The sequence below is a fragment of the Pseudomonas sp. TH39(2020) genome (assembly GCF_016650715.1).
GTDB lineage: Bacteria > Pseudomonadota > Gammaproteobacteria > Pseudomonadales > Pseudomonadaceae > Aquipseudomonas > Aquipseudomonas mandelii_C.
In genome coordinates this window covers 447897-468490 of record NZ_JAEKFF010000006.1, presented here as the reverse complement: position 1 = coordinate 468490, position 20594 = coordinate 447897, and the positions used below count along the sequence as shown (strand labels likewise).

Genomic DNA, 20594 nt, shown 5'->3' with positions numbered 1-20594 from the left:
GTGGGAACGATCAGTGCGCCTTCAGTTCTCTTGTGCGCGGTAGGCCCCAGGCGTTAGCCCCGTCCACTTCTTGAACGCCCGGTGAAACGCTGAAGGCTCGGAGAACCCCAACTGCTCGGCAATCTGCTGCAACGACAAATCCGCCCGCCCCAGGTGATAAATCGCGATGTCCCGGCGCAGCTGATCCTTCAATTCCTGGAAACTCGACCCTTCCTCCCGCAAATGCCGACGCAAGGTTTGCGGGCTGATGTGCATATGCGCAGCCACCGCTTCAAGGTCCGGCCAGCGAGAACTGTCGCGGCTGAGCAGCCTTCGCAACTGGCTGCTCAAACTGTCACCGTCATCCGGGCGCGACAACAAGTCGGCGGGGGAGCGTTCGAGGAAATGTTTGAGCGTCCGTTCGTCCTGCAACAGCGGCATGCTCAGGTAGCGACTGTGAAACAACAGGCTGCTCTGAGCCGTGGAAAAGGCCGTCGGGCAGGGGAACAGCAAATCGTATTCGGCGCCGTGCTCGGGTTTCGGGTAACTGAACGTCGCCTGTTCCAGGCGTATACGCTGGCCGATCAGCCAGCTGCCGAGTCGATGCCACACCATCAGCTGGCTCTCGGTGAGGAAGTGGTCCGGGTCTCGGAACTGCGAATCGTCGAGGCTCAGGCGAATCATTTCGTCTTCGCGGGTCAGGGTCAGACGCGGACTGTCGGGGAATAAGCTATAAAACAATAAGCCGCGATGGAGTGCTTTCTCCAGATTGCGGCAGTGGATCACCGCATGGCACATCATCGCGAAGCTCCCGGTTTTGCTCGGGACCGGCCCGAAGCCCAGGTATTCGTCGTCCAGTGCCAGCCACAGTCCCTGGATCAATCGGGTGAACTGTTCAGGCGCGATTCGCGCACGCGGCTCTTCAAGCAACTCGGGGCTGATGCCGAGTTGTTGCAGTAAACTTGAATAGTCATAACCCAGCCGGCGTGCGCCACCGAGGGCGGCACGGGCGAAATGACTGGCGATGGTGCGTTCGCGCATAGAAGGCAAGTCCGTCCATTGAACGGCCGATGGTAGCCGTGGAGCCTGATGATGGACAAGGCGGATATCCGCCAATTTGTAGGACGAGGTCTGGTCGATGGGCGGGAATCCGCCACTTTGCCGTAACCGTTTGGTGACAAAGAAAAACCTGCAACCCTTGATGTCAACAGGCTTGCTGGCGATTTGACGAAGGTGGCACGGGCCTTGCGATACAACCGGCAGATGCCTGCCGTTGCGCAGCTCGACAAAACAAATCCCTCCAGTGCAGGAGGGTTCGCAATTGAAGTGTTCAGGGCAACAGATGGATGTTGTCACCGGGCACTCTTGAGGAACTTTGCAATGACGACTCGTCAGCCACTGTACAAATCCCTGTATTTCCAGGTGATCGTTGCCATCGCCATCGGCATCCTGGTCGGTCACTTCTACCCACAGACCGGTGTGGCCCTCAAGCCGCTGGGTGACGGGTTCATCAAACTGATCAAAATGATCATCGCCCCGATCATCTTTTGCACCGTCGTCAGCGGTATCGCGGGCATGCAGAGCATGAAGTCGGTCGGCAAGACCGGCGGTTATGCGCTGCTGTACTTCGAAATCGTGTCGACCATTGCGTTGCTGGTCGGTCTGGTGGTGGTCAACATCGTGCAGCCGGGTGCCGGCATGCACATCGACGTGGCCACGCTGGATGCCTCCAAAGTCGCTCAATATGTAGCGGCCGGTGCTGATCAAAGCGTCGTTGGCTTCCTGCTGAACGTGATCCCGAACACCATCTTCGGTGCGTTCGCCACCGGCGATATCCTGCAAGTGCTGATGTTCTCGGTGATCTTCGGTTTCGCCCTGCATCGCCTGGGTGCCTACGGCAAGCCGATCCTGGACTTCATCGATCGCTTCGCCCACGTGATGTTCAACATCATCAACATGATCATGAAGCTCGCGCCACTCGGTGCCCTGGGCGCCATGGCCTTCACCATCGGTGCCTACGGTGTGGGTTCGCTGGTGCAACTGGGTCAGCTGATGGCCTGCTTCTACATCACTTGCCTCGTGTTCGTACTGGTCGTGCTGGGCGGTATCGCTCGCGCTCACGGCTTCAGCGTGCTGAAAGTGATTCGCTACATCCGTGAAGAACTGCTGATCGTGCTGGGTACTTCTTCTTCGGAGTCGGTGCTGCCACGCATGCTGATCAAGATGGAACGCCTGGGCGCGCAGAAATCCGTTGTGGGTCTGGTGATCCCGACCGGTTACTCGTTCAACCTCGACGGTACTGCGATCTACCTGACCATGGCGGCAGTGTTCATTGCTCAGGCAACCGACACCCACATGGACATCACTCACCAGATCACCCTGTTGGTGGTATTGCTGCTGTCCTCCAAAGGCGCTGCGGGCGTGACCGGTAGTGGCTTCATCGTGTTGGCGGCCACCTTGTCCGCCGTTGGCCACTTGCCGGTTGCCGGCCTGGCGCTGATCCTCGGTATCGACCGCTTCATGTCCGAAGCCCGTGCCCTGACCAACCTGGTCGGTAACGCTGTTGCCACCCTGGTTGTCGCCAAGTGGGTCAAGGAACTGGACGTTGACGTGATGCACGCTGAACTGGCTTCTGGCGGTCGCGGTATCTCCGACGAGCGCGTTGAAGACGACCTGGGCGTGGCCGAAGGCCCAACCCCAACCAACGTCAAATAAGACGGCAGCACTGAAAAAACCCGCTTCGGCGGGTTTTTTCATGCCTGGGATTTGAGCGCAACGGTCAGCGCAACTGATGCATAAGGTGATTGCTGCAATGTCGTTGGCTGCCTAGTCTGGAGGCATCGTTTACGGAGAACGCCCATGCTCGGTCCACTGGCATCACTCAAGGTTCTGGATTTCTCGACACTGCTGCCGGGGCCGTTCGCCTCGTTGTTGCTGGCAGACATGGGCGCCGAGGTGCTGCGCATCGAATCGCCAACGCGCATGGACCTGCTGCGGGTTTGGCCGCCTCACGATCAGGGCGTCTCCGCCAGCCACGCCTACCTCAATCGCAACAAGCGCAGCCTGGCGCTGGACCTCAAGCAGCCTGAGGCGCTGGAGGTGATCAAGCAGTTGCTGCAGGACTACGACATCGTGCTGGAGCAGTTCCGCCCCGGCGTGATGGAACGATTGGGCCTGGGTTATGAAGCCTTGAAGGCGATCAATCCGAAACTGATCTACGTGTCGATCACCGGTTACGGCCAGACCGGCCCCTACAAGGACCGCGCCGGCCACGACATCAACTACCTGGCGCTGGCGGGGCTGGCGAGCTACACCGGCCGCGCCGACAGCGGGCCGCTGCCGTTGGGCATGCAAGTGGCGGATATCGCCGGGGGCTCGTTGCACGGGGTGATCGGGCTGCTGGCGGCGGTCATCGCCCGGCAGCAAAGCGGATTGGGGCAACACCTGGATGTGAGCATGACCGACTGCGCGTTCAGCCTGAACGCCATGGCCGGCGCCGGGTATCTGGCCTGTGGCGAGGAGCCGGGAAGGGAGGACCAGATGCTCAACGGTGGCAGTTTCTATGACTATTACCGTTCCCGCGATGGGCGCTGGTTCTCGGTGGGCAGTCTGGAGCCCGCGTTCATGAAACAACTGTGTGCGGCGCTCGGTCGGCCGGAACTCGCGGCACAGGGGCTCTCTCCCAAGCCTGCGGAGCAACAAGCGCTCAAGAATGAGTTGAAAGCCGAATTCGAGAAGCATGACTTCGCCCAGTTGTGCGAGTTGTTTGCCGGCGTCGATGCTTGCGTGGAGCCGGTGTTGAGCCTGAGCGAAGCGCTGCGGCATCCGCAGATGAAGGCTCGGCAACTGGTCACTGATGTGCCGCGTGGTGACGGGACGACTCAGGCGCAGATGGCGTGTCCATTGAAGTTTTCGCAAGGGTTGCCCGAGCCGCGGCATATCGGCGCGGCCATAGGGCAGCATACGGATCAGGTGTTGGGGGAGTTGGGGTACAGCGTTGAGCGGATTGAGGAATTGCGGCTTGCCAAGGTGGTTGTGTAGCGCTTGTCAGGATGCCTTCGCGAGCAGGCTCGCTCCCACAGGGGATCTTCGGCGTGACATAAATCCAATGTGGGAGCGAGCCTGCTCGCGAAGAGGCCTGCTCCGGCACCACAAATCTGTACTACTCGATCCGCATTTCCCCACTGAACACCAACGTGCTCCGGCACCGTCGACACAAATACCGCCGTCCTTGCCGCACCAAACCATGGCGCTGGGCGGAGAACGGGAAGTCACTGTCCGCGCACGGGCATTTGTAGATGTAGCGGGTCACGCTGCGGCGTTTGACGTCATAGGTGTGGCATCGATTGGGCGGCAGTTCGTACACGCCGCGCATGATCAGTTGCCACTCCTCGCCATGCGGCTGGATGCGGTCGCCGAACAGCTGATGGGCGATCAGGTGCGCTACCTCGTGGGCCACGGTCTGCTTGAGGAAGTCTTCGGTGTTTTCCCGATACAACTGAGGATTGAAGCGCAGCAGGTTCTCGTGCAAATGCGCGACACCGGCTTTTTGCCCGCGCAGCTTGAGGCTCACCACGGGGCGTTTGAAAGGTCGTTTGAAAAAGGATTCGGCGAGTTGGTAACAGTCTTCGACGCGGGTATTGAGTTGCTCGGGCATGCTTGATGGATCTCCAGAGACGTCGAGTATGCCGCAACCCTCGGGACTTGCGAATCGCTGAGGCGCCGAATGGTCGTCACCGTTTTCTATCCTTGAGCATTAGAAGGCCGCCTTGCGGCGGCCTGTGTTGGCAGATCTTGTTTTTGGGTGATGTGTTGCTAGTTCGTATAGACCGGCCCCACGCCGAGTCCCCAAACAATTACCGTGAACGCCATGATGGCCACCAGCACCACCAGGCCTACCGCAAGCACCGAACTCGAAAACAGAAATCCCTCGTCTGATGGAATGTTCATGAAAGTGGGTAGCCCCACATACAGCAGGTACACCGTGTAGCAGATGGCCGCGGTGCCGACGATCATCCCAAGCCACATGTGTGGGTACAGCGCCGCCAGACCGCCGATAAACAGAGGTGTCGCGGTGTAGGTCGCAAATGCAACGCAGCGTGCCAGGCTCGGGTTGGCGTCATAGGTGCGAGCCATCCAGTGGATGAACGCGCCCATTACCGCCACACCGCCGAGCATCGCCAGGTACGACATGACCGTCATCCATATCGCGCTTTCCACCGTCAGCATCACCGGTGCGCGACTGCCAATGACCCAGCCGACCTGTGTGGTGCCGATAAACGCCGACACCGCAGGGATCGCCGCCAGAATCAGGGTATGAGTGAGATACATGTGGCTGATGCTTTCCTCCTGGTCGCCACGAATCTCTTTCCATTCTTGGTCAGGGTGGGTGAATAGCCCCACTACGTGATGGATCATGCCAGTCACTCCTCTTGTTTTTACCGTCGCCCCCCAGTGGAGCGCCTACGGGCCAAAGTGGCCGAGTAAGGAAAGGTCTGGATATGTGTGCGACCTTAAGTCGCAGTATAGAAAGGTCTTAACGACGCAGGTTGCAGGGCTTTAGAGCAAATTGCGCTGTAAACCCTTCTGTTAATCGCCGCAGGGTCTGTAACCATCAATCCCACAGGGGATAGGGGGCTCTTCGCCCGTGACCGGTTTTTGCGTAAAATGCCGGCCTTTCGTCACACCTCACGGATTTCGCGTCATGGGCACTCTTACGGTCAACCAGAACAAACTGCAAAAGCGCCTTCGCCGCCAGGCCGGTGAGGCTGTTGCCGATTTCAACATGATTGAAGACGGCGACAAGGTCATGGTCTGCCTGTCCGGTGGCAAGGACAGCTACACCATGCTCGACGTGCTGATGCACTTTCAGAAGGTCGCCCCGATCAAGTTCGAGATCGTGGCCGTGAACATGGACCAGAAACAACCAGGTTTCCCTGAACATGTGCTGCCGGCCTACCTCAAAGAGCTGGGCATCGAGTACCACATCGTCGAGAAAGACACCTATTCGGTGGTCAAGGAGCTGATCCCGGAGGGCAAGACCACCTGTTCGCTGTGCTCGCGCCTGCGTCGCGGCACGCTCTATACCTTCGCCGACGAAATCGGCGCGACCAAGATGGCCCTCGGTCATCACCGCGACGACATCGTCGAGACCTTTTTCCTGAACATGTTCTTCAACGGTTCGCTCAAAGCCATGCCGCCGAAGCTGCGCGCCGACGATGGCCGCAACGTGGTGATCCGCCCTCTGGCCTACTGCAACGAAAAAGACATTCAGGCCTACTCGGACTTCAAGCAATTCCCGATCATCCCGTGCAACCTCTGCGGTTCCCAGGAAAACCTGCAACGCCAGGTGGTCAAGGACATGCTTCAGGAGTGGGAACGCAAGACGCCAGGCCGCACCGAAAGCATTTTCCGCAGCTTGCAGAACGTGATCCCCTCGCAACTGGCGGACCGTAATCTGTTCGACTTCACCAACCTGCGCATCGATGAAACCGCGGCGTCGCGGTTCGTCAACGTAGTAAACCTCTAAACACAATCACTGTGGGAGCCAGCCTGCTGGCGATAGCGGTGGGTCAGACACATCATTGTTGACTGACCCACCGCTATCGCCAGCAGGCTGGCTCCCACATGAATCTATTCACTTACTCATCAGGAAAGGGCATGCGCGATTACAAGTGGCTGCACGAATACTGTCTGAACCGCTTCGGTTCAGCGGCTGAACTGGAAGCCCATCTGCCCGTTCCGAAAACCCCGGCGCAACTGCGCAAGATCAGCGACGACCGCTACCTCTCGACCATGGCGCTGCGCGTCTTCCGCGCCGGGCTCAAGCACAGTCTGGTGGACGCCAAATGGCCGGCGTTCGAAGAAGTGTTCTTCAAGTTCGACCCTGAGAAAGTCGTGCTGATGAGTGCCGAACACCTTGAGCGTTTGATGCAGGACGCGCGGATCATTCGTCATCTGGGCAAACTCAAGAGCGTGCCGCGCAACGCGCAGTTCATTCTGGATGTGGCGCATGAGAAGGGCAGCTTCGGCGCGTTGATCGCCGATTGGCCGGTCACGGATATCGTTGGGTTGTGGACCTACCTGAAAAAGCGCGGTCATCAATTGGGCGGGTTATCGGCACCGCGGTTCTTGCGGATGGTGGGCAAGGATACGTTTGTGCCGAGCTACGACGTGGTCGCGGCGTTGAATGCGCAGAAGATCGTCGACAAGGTGCCGACCAGTCTGCGGGATCTGGCCACGGTGCAGGGCGTGTTCAACCAGTGGCATGAAGAGAGTGGTGGGCGGCCGATGAGCCAGATATCGATGATGCTGGCGTATACCGTCAATCACTGACGAAGATGATCGTTCCCACGCGGAGCGTGGGAACGATCATCGTAGGGGCTGTCAGGCGACGGAGATTTCGCCCTCGCCAGCCAACTTGCGATTCAACTGAAACCGCCACCGCACATACAGCAGCGCCGAGCAGAACACCGCCAGGCTCGCGCCCATCTCGAGCAAACCAAACAACTGCCGGTTCGGGTCATACGCCGCCAATGCGCCCTTGATGAAATACAGGTTCACCACAAAACACATCCATGAATGCCCGCGCGCGCTGCCGATAATCATCCCCGGCGCCAGCAACAGCAGCGGCACCAGTTCGATCAGCAGAATCACCCACGGCCGGGCGCCGTGCAGGTCAGCGATCACCAGGTAGTAGGCGCACAGCAAACCCACCAAACCGAAGTAACACAGCAGGCTGATGACGCGCATCGCCCGAACGCGCGGTTCGAGCCATTCGATGGAGGGCAAAATCTTTGGCTTCTTGGCCACATCAGTTCCCCAGTTTCTGTGCAGTTTTCGCCAAGCGCAGGCCCAAGGCCCGACACAGCGCGACTTCGTGTTCATTCAAGCCGCTTTTGCCATCGGCCCCGGCGTGATGGCTGGCGCCGTAAGGCGTGCCGCCGCCACGGGTTTCCAGCAGGGCCGATTCGCTGTATGGCAGGCCGGTGATCAGCATGCCGTGGTGCAGCAAGGGCAACATCATCGACAGCAGCGTGGTTTCCTGGCCGCCGTGCAGGCTCGCGGTGGAGGTGAAAACGCCAGCCGGTTTGCCCACCAGAGCGCCGGTCAGCCACAGGTTGCTGGTGCCGTCGAGGAAGTATTTGAGCGGCGCCGCCATGTTGCCGAACCGGGTCGGGCTGCCCATGGCCAGGCCCGCGCAGTTCTTCAAATCGTCGAGGCTGGCGTACAGCGCGCCTTCGTCCGGGATGTCCGGCGACACGGCTTCGCACTCGGTGGAAATCGGCGGCACCGTGCGCAGGCGCGCTTCCATCCCGGATTGCTCGACACCCCGGGCGATCTGCCGGGCCATTTCATTGGTCGAGCCGCTGCGGCTGTAATACAGAACCAGAATGTACGGCGCACTCACGGCAGCAACTCCAGCACATTCTCCGGTGGCCGGCCGATGATGGCTTTGTCGCCGACTTCCAGAATCGGTCGCTCCATGAGCTTCGGGTTGGCGGCGATGGCGGCGATCAATTGCGCTTCGCTCAGGCTGCTGTCGGCCAGGTTGAGGGTTTTGTATTCGTCCTCACCGGTGCGCAGCAGTTGCCGGGCGCTGATGCCGAGCTTGGTCAGCAGGCTCTGGATTTGCGCAGCGTCCAGCGGGGTGTCCAGGTAACGGACCACCGTCGGGGTCAGGCCACGGGCTTCGAGCAGTTCGAGCGCACCGCGGGATTTCGAGCAGCGCGGGTTGTGATAAAGCGTCAGATCGGTCATGTGCGGTTCGCATCTTGCGTAAGGTGACGGCTATTCTAACTGTGCAGCGCGTAATCCAGAACCTTGGGAGGCGATGGGTCGCAGGCGCATTCAATTTTGAACAAGGAATACGACATGACTAGGCGACTGGCAGCGGCATTGGCGATCATCGGTACGTTATTGCTGGGGGGCTGTGGTAACGACTATGGCATCGACCAGAGCGGCCGGAAAGTCGCCGCCGAACGTCTGGACAAACAATGGCTGGTGCTCAATTACTGGGCTGAATGGTGCGGGCCGTGCCGGACCGAGATCCCGGAATTGAACACCCTCGCCGATCAGCTCAAGGACAAGAATATTGGTGTGTTCGGGGTCAACTTCGACAATGTGCAGGGTGAAGAGCTGAAAAGCGCCAGTGAAAAACTGGGCATCAAGTTCACCGTGCTGGCTTCTGATCCGGCCGATCTTTTTGAGTTGCCGCGCAGTGAGGCGTTGCCGGTGACTTACATCATCGATAACAAGGGCAAGGTACGGGAACAGTTGATGGGCGAGCAGACGGCGGCGGGGGTGATGGCCAAGTTGGAGGCGTTGCAGGCGAAGAACTAATCAGTTAAGCGCGTAACGCGATCCTGTAGCAGCTGGCGCAGCCTGCGTTCGGCTGCGAAGCAGTCGTGAAACCTGTGCTCGCGGATTACCTGAAGGACCGCATTGCTTGATTTGACGACTGCTTCGCAGCCGAACGCAGGCTGCGCCAGCTGCTACAAGTGCAGCGTTGCGTGGATCAACCCTCTTCAAGCCACCAACGCAACGGCTTCCCTTCTGCCGGCCAGAAACGCATCTGGTCGATCGGCGAGACGTCCCAGCGCTGAACGTTTTCCAACGCCTGAAGGAAGCGTTTTTCCTGCTCCATCAACGCCGGCGCACACAGTTTGCGGGTGCTGCCAACCTTGCCGAAGCTCAGCTTGTCGCCTTCCAGGGTGTACGGCGCGAACCAGTGGTTGCAGCCGCCGTTGCCGTAGGCCCGACCGTCTTCACCGAGGGTGACGGTCAGGTGGCTGTAATCCATCAACGGGCGTTCGCCAATCCACTCCAGGATGTAGCTGCGGTTCTGTTGCAATTGCACCGGCTCGGCGGCGCAGCCCAGCAGGCTGGCGCCAACCATCGCGGTCAGAGCGAGGTGTTTCATCACGCGGGCTCCTGGCATTTCGGGCACAGGTGCTTCTCGCCGACCGTGGTCCAGCCCAGTTCGGCGATCCGTGCGGTGGCAGCAGGCTTTTCAGCCTTGTTGCCCAGCTTGGCGTCGACCGCGAACTCGAAGTTCAGCTCTTTGGCGCAGCTGTCGCAGTTCACTTTCCAGGTGTGGATCGCCAGTTCACCGAACACCGGACCACTGGCCACCGCGACCCATTGGCCAGGCGGATTGATCAAGTGGCGAACCGTTTCGACGGTCAGGCGCATGGACAAGTCCTTGGCGCCCTTGAGGGTCACTACCAGCACGTCGTTGTTACGAATCGAGCCGCCGTTGCCGGTGACTTGATAACGCCCCGGCACAAGTGCGCGGCATTCGGTGAGGGTGTGTTGCGGGTTCATCAGGCTATAGCGGAAATCGTGTTCGACCATGGGTCCTCCAAATATGCGCGGCATGCTAGCACGGACATCAGCGCAGCATGGCGCGGGCGTATGACCTTCGATCTGGTTCAAATTACCGGCCGACTCATGGCACACTGCCGCTTTTGCATCTCTAAGGAATGGACATGGCGTTAATCGAATGTGTTGAGTGCAAGCAAAGCATCAGCTCCATGGCGCCTGCTTGCATTCATTGCGGTGCACCGGCGGGAACGGTGCAAGCGGCTACTTCAACGGCAGCGCCTGTGCAGGCACCCCTTTCCTTCGGGCGATTGCCGGCCGATGAGAAAGTAGCCAGGGTGACCCCGGCCGCGTTCGGACGTAGACGGAAAACTGAAGTTGCAGCCGAGGTTGCGCCACCGATTCCCACACCCAGCGGCGTGCGTCCGGTGGAACTGTGGTTGAAGCTGATGATTTTTTTCCTGCCGCCGTTTTTTGTCTGGTTCCTGCTGCGTCGTGGGCATTCCGTGGGGCAACGCTTGCTGGGCTTCGGCTGGCTGGGCCTGATGATCCTCCTGTCCAAGGCCTGATCGGCTCAGCCCTCGACCTGATTCTGCGGCGTGCCGGCGGCCCAGGCGGCGATGTTCTGCAAGGTGGTCGCGGCAATCGCGCCCAGGGCTTCGCGGGTCAGGAAGCCCTGGTGAGCGGTGATGATCACGTTCGGAAAGGTCAGCAGCCGCGCCAGCACATCGTCCTGCAGCGGCAGGTCGGAACGGTCCTCGAAGAACAGCTGCGCCTCCTCTTCATACACATCCAGCCCCAGATAACCCAGTTGACCGTCCTTCAATGCATCGATCAGCGCCGGTGTGTCCACCAGACCACCGCGGCCGGTGTTGATCAGCATCGCACCCGCTTGCATGTGGGCCAGTGACTCGCGATTGATCAAGTGTTTGCTCTGCTCGTTGAGCGGGCAGTGCAGGCTGATGATCTGCGACTCGGCCAGCAGTTCCGGCAGGCTCAGGTAGCGGGCACCGAGGGCTTCGACTTGCGGATTGGGGAAGGGGTCGTAGGCCAGCAATTGGCAGCCAAAACCGTTCATTATTTTCGCGAAAGTCGCGCCGATCTGCCCGGTGCCGACCACGCCGACGGTCTTGCCTACCAGGTCGAAGCCGGTCAGCCCGTGCAGGCTGAAATCCCCTTCGCGCGTGCGGTTGTAGGCGCGGTGCAGACGTCGGTTAAGCGCCAGGATCAGCGCCACCGCATGTTCCGCCACCGCATGGGGCGAGTAGGCCGGGACGCGCACAATCGCCAGCCCCAGACGCTTTGCCACTGCCAGATCGACATGGTTATAACCGGCCGAGCGCAGGGCGATCAGGCGTGTACCGCCCGCGGCCAGGCGTTCGAGCACCGGCGCGCTGAGGTCATCATTAATGAAGGCACAGACCACTTCGTGATGCTCTGCCAGCGCCACCGTATCAAGGCTCAGTCGCGCTGATTGAAAGTGCAGTTCAATGCCGGCCGGTAGCTCGGCACTGAGAAAACTGTCGCGGTCGTAAGTCTGGCTGCTGAAAAGAATCGTACGCATGCGGTCCTCCTGGAACGTGCATCAGGCATTTATACGGGCATGGGCGGCCAGGCGATTGATGGCCCGGTCGAGGTCTTCCAGTGCGCTGGGGGCTTTCGGGTCCTGTTGCTTGAGCAGGGTTTCGCTGCGTTGGCAGGCGGCGCGCAGTTGCGGGACGCCGCAATAGCGTGTCGCACCGTGCAGGCGATGGACGCGCTCGATCAGGGCGTTCTGGTCGTTGGTTTCCCGGGCGAAGCGAATCGCCTCGCGGTCGGCTTCCAGCGACGCCAGCAGCATTGCCAGCATGTCCGCCGCCAGATCAGCCTTGCCGGCGGCCAGGCGCAAACCTTCTTCGTGATCGAGCACCTGCAACTCATGACCGCCACCGTGGCTGTCGCTGGAGCGCTCCGGCCCATGATTGCGCAGCGCGAGGCCGGTCCACTTCAGCACCACTTGGGCCAATTGCCGTTCGCTGATCGGTTTGGTCAGGTAGTCGTCCATGCCGCTTTGCAGCAGCGCGCGTTTTTCGTTGGCCATGGCGTGAGCGGTGAGGGCAACGATTGGCAGCGGTGTGCAATGCCGCTCACTTTCCCACTGGCGAATCGCTTCGGTGCTTTGCCGCCCGTCCATGCCGGGCATCTGAACGTCCATCAGCACCAGGTCGAAGGTTTCGGTCTGCACCGCTTTGACCGCCGCGTAACCGCTTTCCACCGCGAGGACTTTGGCGCCCATGTCTTCGAGCAGGGTTTGCACCAGCAGCAAGTTGGCCGGGTTGTCGTCGACACACAGCACTTTTGGCGCACGGCTGGACACCGGTTCGCCGGGTTCGCTGCGTTGCTGGCGCGGATTGACCAGGTCGGACAAGGCCCGCCGCAGCTTGCGGGTGCAGGCCGGTTTGGCCTGGAGCTGGCTGTGCGGATTAGGCACCGAGAGGTGGAACAGCGTCTGTTCGGTGGTCGGGCACAACACCAGCACCTTGCAGCCCAGGTGTTCGAGGTCCCAGATGTGTTGATTGAGGCGCTCTGGTGGCATGTCGTTGCTGGTGATGCCGAGCACCGCCAGGTCGATCGCCTGATCGGTCTGATGCGCGCCGGTCACGCCATTGGTCAGGCTTTCCAGCGTATTGAACGGAGTCACTTCGAGGCCACAGTCTTCCAGTTGATGCTGCAAGGCCTGACGGGCCAGTTCGTGGTTTTCCAGCACTGCCACCCGACGCCCGAGCAACGGCGGGCCGGGCAGGTCTTCGGCGTCGTCGCGGGTTTTGGGCAGGCTCAGGCTGATCCAGAATTCCGAGCCTTCGCCGGGCGTACTGTCGACACCGATCTCGCCGCCCATCTGTTCGATCAGACGTTTGGAAATCACCAGCCCCAAACCAGTGCCGCCAGGTTGCCGGGACAGAGAGTTATCGGCCTGGCTGAAGGCCTGGAACAAGGCGCGCACGTCCTGGTTCGACAGCCCGATACCGGTGTCCTGAATGCTGATGCGCAGTTGCACGCTGTCTTCGTGCTCTTCTTCGAGCATGGCCCGGGCGACGATGGTGCCTTCGCGGGTGAACTTGATCGCATTGCTGACCAGGTTGGTGAGAATCTGCTTGAGCCGCAGCGGGTCGCCCACCAGCGACAGCGGCGTGTCGCGATAAACCAGGCTCACCAGTTCCAGTTGCTTGGCATGGGCGGCCGGGGCGAGGATGGTCAGCGTGTCCTGGAGCAGGTCGCGCAAGTTGAACGGAATATTGTCGAGCACCAGTTTGCCGGCCTCGATTTTCGAGAAGTCGAGAATCTCGTTGATGATCCCCAGCAGGCTGTCGGCGGACTTTTCGATGGTGCCCAGATAGTCGAGCTGGCGCGGGGTCAGCTCGCTTTTTTGCAGCAGATGCGTGAAGCCGAGAATGCCGTTGAGCGGCGTGCGGATTTCATGGCTCATGTTGGCCAGGAACTCGGATTTGATCCGGCTGGCTTCAAGGGCTTCCTTGCGCGCCAGGTCCAGTTCGATGTTCTGGATCTCGATGGTTTCCAGGTTCTGGCGCACGTCTTCGGTGGCCTGCTCGATGCTGTGCTGCAATTCTTCCTGCGCGTTCTGCAGGGTGCCGGCCATACGATTGATGCCGGACGCCAGTGTGTCCAGCTCCTGGCTGCCGAGGGGCGGCAGACGGGTTTCCAGATGACCGTCCTTGAGTTGCGCCACCGCTTGCTTGATCTGGCTCAGCGGCCGATTGATGCTCCGGCCCATGCGCAACGCCAGCAACGCCGCACCGGCCAGGCCTGCGCCGATCAGCAACAGGCTGGCGAACAAGCTGCGATAACCGCGCAGGAGCATGCCGTTGTGGGACAGTTCGAGTTCTACCCAGCCAAGCAGGCGGTCGGCTTCTTCAGGAATCAAATCGCCGGCCAGATTGCGGTGCTTGCCGAACACCGGCAGCAAGTAGCGCGTCGCGTCATTGCCGCTGCGGCGCAGCATCTGCGAACTGTTGCCGACTGGCGCCGGATTGAGCATGGTCGGGCCGGCATGGGCCAGCAGGGAGCGGTCGGGCGCGAGGAACGAAACGGCGCGAACGTCCTGTTGTTCCAGCGATTGGGTGGCAATGCGTTCCAAAAGCTCGGTGTTCTTGTGGCCCATGGCCGGGGCCACCAGGGGCGCCAGTTGTTCGGCGATCATCTCGCCACGCTGCATGAGCTGGGTTTGCAGGTCGGATTGCTGCATCCAGGTGAAATAGCCGCCCAGAACCAAGGCCATCAGGCTGGTCGGTAACAGGGTCAGCAATAGCACGCGGCCTTTTATTCCCAGTTTCTTGAGCACGCATCTCTCCTGCATCCAGCTATTTAATGACCTGCACGTATGTCCAGCACGCGCCACCTGCGCAGTGTAGCGATTTGCAGGCGGGCAATCTTCGTAAAATTGATGTCGGCATTCGTCGGCTGGATCACCACTTTTACCTCACGGGCAAACCTTGTGTTGCTCGCAGCAAGGCAATCTTGAATAATCGGCGACTGAGAATTATTTGCAGATACTCATGACTCCCATCACTGCTCGCCATCCTCGCATCCTGTCTATAGAAGACGACCTCGTGCTCGGTGCTTATGTTCATGAGCAACTGGGACGTTGCGGTTTTCAGGTGACGTGGTGCCAGAACGGTCTGGAAGGCTTGACCATCGCCCGCCAGCAGGCCTTTGACGTGGTGCTGATGGATATTCTGCTGCCGGGCCTGGACGGGCTGAATGTTCTGACAAAATTGCGTCAGAGCCATTCCACCCCGGTGGTGCTGATGTCGGCGCTCGGTGCCGAGGCGGATCGCATCAGTGGTTTTCGCCTGGGCGCCGATGATTACCTGCCCAAACCCTTCAGCATGGTCGAGTTGCGGGTACGCATCGAAGCGATCCTGAGGCGTGTCGCGCTCGACCGCCAGCCAGCGCCAGCACCGATTACCCCTTCGGCGGACAGCCTGCATTTCGACGATGAGCGCTGTGATGTCTTTTATTGCGAACACGCTGCCGGCCTGACCCGCAGCGAATACCGGTTGCTGGAAACGCTGAACCGCAATGGCGATGAAGTCCTGAGCAAAGCCTTCCTTTACCAGCACGTGCTGCAGCGCGGCTACGCGCCCCATGACCGCAGCCTCGACATGCATATCAGTCAGATCCGCCGCAAGCTCAAGGCCGTCGGTTACCTCGAGCGCGAAGTGCGCACGGTGTGGGGCAAGGGTTACGTGTTGAGTGCTGTCGATGAAGTGGACTGACCTGCCGGGCAGGCATTCGCTGTTCTGGAAACTGGCGTGTTTGTTGGTGGCGTTCTGTCTGCTGATGATCTGGCTCAGTTGGTCCTGGGGGCGCTACATGGAACAGAAAAACCTGTTCCTGTCCGACGAGGCACGGGGCACGGGGCACGCTGACGCGCTACGCCGCCGAGGCCGAGCAGGTGTGGAATGAGCGTCAGAGTGCAGGCGTCGATGTCTGGTTGCAGAGCGTCGGCCATCGCGAGTCGACATGGGTCGGTGTGATTGGCGGCGATTTGCAGTCATTGAGCAGTTACCCGCTGACGGAAAAAGAAACCCAGCGCCTGACCTTTTTACGCGGTCTGGATTGGCCGACGAGTCGCCATACCAAAGGTTTGCCGTGGTTGAGAGTGCCGTTTCCCAAGGACCCGTCCGCTGGCAGTCTGGTGATCGAACTGCCCCGGCGTTTCGTACCCGGGCACTACCGGGTGTTCTGGCGCGTGATCACCAACGGGGTGATTCCCGGGTTGTTCACCTTGCTGCTGTGCGTCGGTCTGTATCGGTTGCTTGTCGTGCCTTTGAACAGTCTGCGCGAACAAGCCAATGCCTGGCGTGCCGACCCGTTGAACGTGCGGTTGTCGAGCCGCCTCACCAATCGCCCGGATGAGCTGGGTGAGCTGGGCCGGGCCTTCGATCACATGTCCGAGCGCCTGCAAAGCACGGTGGCCCTGCAGCAACAACTGCTGCGCGACCTGTCCCACGAATTGCGCACGCCACTGAGTCGCCTGCGGGTGGCCAGCGAAAGCGAGCAGGGGTTGACGCCATTGCGCGAGCGCATTGGCCGAGAGGTCGATGGCATGCAGCGTCTGGTGGAAGACACTCTGCAATTGGCCTGGCTCGACACCGAGCGCACTCGGTTACCCGACGAATCGATCCAGGTTCAGGCGTTGTGGGAAATGCTCACGGAAAATGCCTGCTATGAAAGTGGCTGGCCGGCGAGCCAGTTGCAGTGTGCGGTGAATTCGTCCTGCTGGGTGCGCGGCCATCTCAATACGTTGGCTCAAGCGTTGGAAAACATCCTGCGCAATGCCATTCGTCATTCACCGCAGGGCGGCGTTGTGCGTCTGGGTGGGCTGCGCGATGGTGACTTCTGGCATGTGTGGCTGGAGGATGAGGGTGGCGGGGTGGCTGATGAAGATCTGGAGCGGATGTTCTCGCCGTTCATCCGACTTGACGGATCGCGGCCGGGGGATGGTGGATTTGGCTTGGGATTGAGCATTGCGAGGAATGCGGTGCAGCGCCAGGGCGGGAGTTTGTGGGCTGAGAACACTGAGACCGGGTTGCGGCTGAATATGCGGTTGGTGGCTGATATTGATGGCGTCAGTGATGACGCCTTCGCGAGCAGGCTCGCTCCCACAGTGGATGTGTGTCGGCCACAAATGGTGTGATCACCCCGATCCCCATGTGGGAGCGAGCCTGCTCCGGGCGGCGTTCCGACGAAGAGGTCCTCTCCTGCACCACTGTTCTGATTTTGCCGGAGCGTTCCCGTTATTTTGTACGACCTTTCCTAAAGGGTATTGCCGACACCTTAAGCCTGTTTCGACGGAATAGACTCGCGTTTTTCCTCGTCCTCCAGGAGTTCGGCATGAATGCATCCAGCGTCCCCGGTAACGCAGCCGACGACCGTTTCAATGAAGTGCTTGCGCTGATTCACAGTGCCAAGCAGCAAGCTATACAGGCGGTGAATACCCAGTTGATCGAGCTGTATTGGCAGGTGGGTGCTTACATCAGTCGCAAGCTGGAAAAAGCCGAATGGGGCGATTCTGTGGTCAGCCAACTGGCCGAGCATCTGGCTCAGACTCAACCAGGGTTGCGCGGGTTTACCCGGTCGAATTTGTTCCGGATGCGCCAATTCTATGAGACTTATCACGCTGAAGAGAAAGTCGCACCACTGGTGCGACAATTGTCCTGGTCGCACAACCTGATCATTTTCAGCCAGAGTAAACGGCCGGAAGAGCGGGAGTTCTACGTCCGTTTGGCCGTTCAGGAAAAATGGTCGAAGCGCGAACTGGAGCGTCAGTTCAAAGCTGCACTGTTCGAGCGAAGCGTGACCCAACCAGCAAAAATCTCAGCAGTGCTGAGACAAGCCCACCCGGCAGCGCTTGAGATATTCCGCGACGCCTACATGCTCGAGTTTCTCGACCTGCCGGGTGGCCATGCCGAAACTGATCTGCATAAAGGGTTGATGGCGCGCCTCAAAGAATTCCTGAGCGAGCTCGGCCGCGATTTCTGCTTTGTCGGTTCCGAGTATCCGCTTCAAGTGGGTGGGTGTGATTTTGCCCTGGATCTGCTGTTTTTCCACCGTGGCCTTAATTGTCTTGTAGCCATTGAGCTTAAGGTCGGTCGTTTTAAACCGGAGTATCTGGGCAAGCTGAACTTCTATCTGGAAGCGCTGGATCGCAAGGAGCGCAAACCCCACGAAAACCCTGCCATTGGTGTGTTGCTGTGTGCCAGCAAGGATGACGAGGTGGTCGAGTACGCCCTTAACCGCAGCCTGTCGCCAGCGCTGATCGCTGAATACCAGGTGCAGCTACCGGACAAACAATTGTTGCAGGCCAAGTTGCATGAGTTCTACGCATTGAATGTCGCGCAAGGCGAAGAGTACTGATCCAGCCCCTTATTCCCATAAACCATAAGCACCGTACTTTGCGTGATATGGCCTGGGTCGGTTTGCCGGTATGATAGGCGCCCCCGCAGTCTGGATTGCGAATACACCATGACCTTGCAGTACCCAACCATCGCCGATTGCGTCGGCAACACTCCGCTGGTTCGTTTGCAGCGCCTGCCTGGCGCCACCAGCAATACCCTTTTGCTCAAGCTCGAAGGGAATAACCCGGCGGGTTCGGTCAAGGACCGTCCGGCGCTGTCGATGATCACCCGCGCCGAACTGCGCGGGCAGATCCACGTCGGCGATACGCTGATCGAAGCGACCTCGGGCAACACCGGGATCGCGCTGGCGATGGCTGCCGCGATCAAGGGTTACAAGATGATCCTGATCATGCCCGACAGCTCCAGCGCCGAGCGCAAGGCGGCGATGACCGCCTATGGCGCCGAGCTGATTCTGGTCACTCAGGAAGAGGGCATGGAAGGCGCCCGCGACCTCGCCGACCGGATGCAGGCCGAAGGCCGTGGCAAGGTGCTGGATCAGTTCGCCAACGGGGACAACCCCGAAGCGCACTACACCACCACCGGCCCGGAAATCTGGCGTCAGACCGAAGGCACCATCACCCATTTCGTCAGTTCCATGGGCACCACCGGTACCATCATGGGCGTCTCGCGCTACTTGAAAGAGCAGAACGAGAGCGTGCAGATCATTGGCCTGCAACCGATGGAAGGCTCGGCGATTCCGGGCATCCGTCGCTGGCCGCAGGAATACCTGCCGAAGATCTACCAGGCCGAGCGCGTGGACCGGATCGTCGACATGGCGCAAAGCGAAGCCGAAGACGTGACCCGTCGTCTGGCCCGCGAAGAAGGCATCTTCTGCGGCGTCTCCTCGGGCGGTGCGGTGGCAGCGATGCTGCGTCTGTCCAAAGAAGTTGAAAACGCGGTGATCGTCGCGATCATCTGCGACCGTGGCGACCGTTACTTGTCGACCGGCATTTTCGACGCGCCTAACTGATGGCCAAGCAAGAGAGAGGCCTGCGCTTCCAGCCCACCGGTGGCAGCAAGGCCCCGCAAATTCCGACTGGCAAAAAGCAGCGCTTGAGTATCGAGCGCCTGGCTAATGACGGTCGCGGTATCGCGTTTTTTGAAGGTCGCACCTGGTTCGTCATCGGCGCATTGGCCGGTGAAGAAGTCGAAGCACGCGTGTTGGGTGCCCACGGCAAAGTGGTCGAGGCGCGCACCGAACGGGTGTTCCAGGCCAGCGAACTGCGCCGCCCGGCACCGTGCCCGCATGCCGGTCGCTGTGGCGGTTGCAGCGTGCAACATCTGCCACACAACGAACAACTCGCCCTGAAACAGCGCATGCTCGCCGAGCAGTTGTCGAAGGTCGCCGGTGTGGAACCCGAAGAGTGGGCCGCGCCGTTGAGCGGTCCGGAATTCGGTTACCGCCGTCGTGCCCGGGTAGCGGTGCGCTGGGACATGAAAGCTAAAAAACTCGAAGTCGGTTTCCGCGCGGCGGGCAGTCAGGACATCGTTGCGATCAACGAATGCAGGGTGCTGGTACAGCCCTTGCAACCGATCATGACCCGCTTGCCGGAAATGCTCCGGCGCTTGAGCAAACCTCAGGCGCTGGGGCATGTGGAGTTGTTCAGCGGTTCGTCGTTGGCAGTGTTGCTGAGGCACATGGCGCCGCTGTCCGACGCCGACATGACGATCCTCAAGGATTTCTGCGCGTTCCATGAAGCCCAACTGTGGCTGCACGGTGACGGTGAACCACAACCGGTCGAGGCTGACCAGTCGTTGGGTTATCGACTTGAACAGTGGGATTTGAACCTGGCGTACCGACCGGGAGATTTCATCCAGGTCAACGCTGGGGTCAACGAAGCGATGATCGCCCAAGCGTTGGAGTGGCTGCAGCCGACGGCGGAGGAACGAGTTCTCGATCTATTCTGTGGTTTGGGTAACTTTGCGTTGCCGCTGGCCAAGGTCGTTCGCGAAGTGGTGGCGGTGGAAGGTGTGCAGGCGATGGTCGAGCGAGCAGCCGCGAACGCTGCTAGCAACAATCTTCATAATGCGAAGTTTTTTCAGGCCGATTTATCCCAGCCTTTGACCGATGCCGAATGGGCGCGCGAAGGCTTTTGTGCGGTACTCTTGGACCCACCGCGTGACGGTGCTTTCGAGGCAGTGCGCAAGCTGGCGTCCCTGGGCGCCAAACGGTTGGTGTATGTGTCGTGCAATCCGGCAACTCTGGCGCGCGACACGGTCGAATTGATCAAGCAGGGCTACCGGTTAAAACGTGCCGGGATTCTCGATATGTTTCCTCAGACGGCACATGTCGAGGCCATGGCGTTATTTGAAGCGAGCTAGGACGGCTCG

General features: G+C 60.0%; 20 protein-coding genes and 1 pseudogene. 11 read left to right on the top strand and 10 right to left on the bottom strand.

From position 1 onward, the window contains the following. Positions 1-21: 21 nt before the first annotated feature. The gene (locus tag JFU47_RS10150) at positions 22-1020 is read right to left on the bottom strand and encodes an AraC family transcriptional regulator (RefSeq protein ID WP_201182760.1); all 999 of its coding nucleotides are present in this window, start codon (positions 1018-1020) and stop codon (positions 22-24) included. A 339-nt stretch (positions 1021-1359) separates the two neighbouring features. On the opposite strand from JFU47_RS10150, the gene JFU47_RS10145 reads away from it, so the two are divergent. After that, positions 1360-2694 carry a dicarboxylate/amino acid:cation symporter gene (locus JFU47_RS10145; RefSeq protein ID WP_123368763.1) on the top strand — a complete coding sequence of 445 codons (1335 nt, stop codon included), beginning with the start codon at positions 1360-1362 and terminating at the stop codon, positions 2692-2694. A gap of 144 nt (positions 2695-2838) precedes the next feature. Further along, the gene (locus JFU47_RS10140) at positions 2839-4020 is read left to right on the top strand and encodes a CaiB/BaiF CoA transferase family protein (RefSeq protein ID WP_201182758.1); all 1182 of its coding nucleotides are present in this window, start codon (positions 2839-2841) and stop codon (positions 4018-4020) included. Positions 4021-4141: 121 nt separating this feature from the next. On the opposite strand, the gene JFU47_RS10135 is transcribed toward JFU47_RS10140, so the two are convergent. Together JFU47_RS10135 and JFU47_RS10130 are read right to left on the bottom strand one after the other, a co-directional pair. Then, positions 4142-4636, bottom strand: a complete 495-nt coding sequence (locus tag JFU47_RS10135; RefSeq protein WP_201182755.1) for a SprT family zinc-dependent metalloprotease — start codon at positions 4634-4636, stop codon at positions 4142-4144. A gap of 158 nt (positions 4637-4794) precedes the next feature. Beyond that, positions 4795-5397: a Yip1 family protein gene (locus JFU47_RS10130; RefSeq protein WP_008147981.1), complete on the bottom strand. Its 603-nt coding sequence runs from the start codon at positions 5395-5397 to the stop codon at positions 4795-4797. A 286-nt stretch (positions 5398-5683) separates the two neighbouring features. Here JFU47_RS10130 and ttcA point away from each other — a divergent pair, with 286 nt between their 5' ends. Together ttcA and JFU47_RS10120 are read left to right on the top strand one after the other, a co-directional pair. After that, positions 5684-6508: a tRNA 2-thiocytidine(32) synthetase TtcA gene (gene ttcA / locus JFU47_RS10125; protein ID WP_033055258.1), complete on the top strand. Its 825-nt coding sequence runs from the start codon at positions 5684-5686 to the stop codon at positions 6506-6508. A 131-nt stretch (positions 6509-6639) separates the two neighbouring features. Then, positions 6640-7314 carry a DNA-3-methyladenine glycosylase I gene (locus JFU47_RS10120; protein ID WP_074879137.1) on the top strand — a complete coding sequence of 225 codons (675 nt, stop codon included), beginning with the start codon at positions 6640-6642 and terminating at the stop codon, positions 7312-7314. 51 nt (positions 7315-7365) lie between these two features. Here the strand turns inward: JFU47_RS10120 and JFU47_RS10115 are convergent, their stop codons facing one another. The 3 genes from JFU47_RS10115 to arsC are packed head-to-tail and all read right to left on the bottom strand — an operon-like array spanning position 7366 to position 8739. Continuing rightward, the gene (locus JFU47_RS10115; RefSeq protein ID WP_201182753.1) at positions 7366-7791 is read right to left on the bottom strand and encodes a DUF2069 domain-containing protein; all 426 of its coding nucleotides are present in this window, start codon (positions 7789-7791) and stop codon (positions 7366-7368) included. Position 7792: 1 nt separating this feature from the next. Beyond that, a complete protein-coding gene (gene wrbA, locus JFU47_RS10110) occupies positions 7793-8389 on the bottom strand; it encodes an NAD(P)H:quinone oxidoreductase (RefSeq protein WP_046046494.1) in 597 nt (198 codons plus the stop codon). Next, positions 8386-8739 (bottom strand): arsenate reductase (glutaredoxin), encoded by a 354-nt coding sequence (gene arsC / locus JFU47_RS10105; RefSeq protein WP_123369215.1) that lies wholly within the window; start codon positions 8737-8739, stop codon positions 8386-8388. Before arsC ends, wrbA begins: the two co-directional genes overlap by 4 nt. A gap of 114 nt (positions 8740-8853) precedes the next feature. On the opposite strand from arsC, the gene JFU47_RS10100 reads away from it, so the two are divergent. Beyond that, on the top strand, positions 8854-9321 hold the full coding sequence (locus JFU47_RS10100) for a TlpA disulfide reductase family protein (protein WP_201182752.1): 468 nt from the start codon (positions 8854-8856) through the stop codon (positions 9319-9321). 175 nt (positions 9322-9496) lie between these two features. Here JFU47_RS10100 and JFU47_RS10095 read toward each other — a convergent pair whose 3' ends face one another. Next, the gene (locus JFU47_RS10095) at positions 9497-9901 is read right to left on the bottom strand and encodes an META domain-containing protein (protein WP_140676435.1); all 405 of its coding nucleotides are present in this window, start codon (positions 9899-9901) and stop codon (positions 9497-9499) included. After that, on the bottom strand, positions 9901-10335 hold the full coding sequence (locus JFU47_RS10090; RefSeq protein ID WP_008147995.1) for a hypothetical protein: 435 nt from the start codon (positions 10333-10335) through the stop codon (positions 9901-9903). Before JFU47_RS10090 ends, JFU47_RS10095 begins: the two co-directional genes overlap by 1 nt. A 134-nt stretch (positions 10336-10469) precedes the next feature. On the opposite strand from JFU47_RS10090, the gene JFU47_RS10085 reads away from it, so the two are divergent. Next, complete coding sequence (locus JFU47_RS10085; RefSeq protein ID WP_140676432.1) at positions 10470-10871, top strand: hypothetical protein; 402 nt, start codon at positions 10470-10472, stop codon at positions 10869-10871. A 5-nt stretch (positions 10872-10876) separates the two neighbouring features. Here the strand turns inward: JFU47_RS10085 and JFU47_RS10080 are convergent, their stop codons facing one another. Both JFU47_RS10080 and JFU47_RS10075 read right to left on the bottom strand, forming a co-directional pair. Next, entirely contained in the window at positions 10877-11866 is a 990-nt protein-coding gene (locus JFU47_RS10080; RefSeq protein WP_201182750.1) for a 2-hydroxyacid dehydrogenase, read from the bottom strand. Between the two features lie 21 nt (positions 11867-11887). Further along, complete coding sequence (locus JFU47_RS10075) at positions 11888-14641, bottom strand: response regulator (protein WP_201182748.1); 2754 nt, start codon at positions 14639-14641, stop codon at positions 11888-11890. A 214-nt stretch (positions 14642-14855) separates the two neighbouring features. On the opposite strand from JFU47_RS10075, the gene JFU47_RS10070 reads away from it, so the two are divergent. The 5 genes and pseudogenes from JFU47_RS10070 to rlmD all read left to right on the top strand — a co-directional run bounded on the left by JFU47_RS10070 (position 14856) and on the right by rlmD (position 20585). Further along, positions 14856-15578, top strand: coding sequence for a response regulator transcription factor (locus JFU47_RS10070; protein WP_201182746.1), 723 nt, complete (start codon positions 14856-14858; stop codon positions 15576-15578). Further along, a pseudogene (locus JFU47_RS10065) lies at positions 15565-17002 on the top strand (histidine kinase sensor domain-containing protein). Before JFU47_RS10070 ends, JFU47_RS10065 begins: the two are co-directional and overlap by 14 nt. Before the next feature lie 197 nt (positions 17003-17199). Then, entirely contained in the window at positions 17200-18222 is a 1023-nt protein-coding gene (locus JFU47_RS10060; protein WP_201182744.1) for a PDDEXK nuclease domain-containing protein, read from the top strand. Positions 18223-18330: 108 nt separating this feature from the next. Then, complete coding sequence (gene cysM / locus JFU47_RS10055; RefSeq protein ID WP_201182742.1) at positions 18331-19233, top strand: cysteine synthase CysM; 903 nt, start codon at positions 18331-18333, stop codon at positions 19231-19233. Continuing rightward, complete coding sequence (gene rlmD / locus JFU47_RS10050; protein WP_140676414.1) at positions 19233-20585, top strand: 23S rRNA (uracil(1939)-C(5))-methyltransferase RlmD; 1353 nt, start codon at positions 19233-19235, stop codon at positions 20583-20585. Before cysM ends, rlmD begins: the two co-directional genes overlap by 1 nt. Positions 20586-20594: the final 9 nt, after the last annotated feature.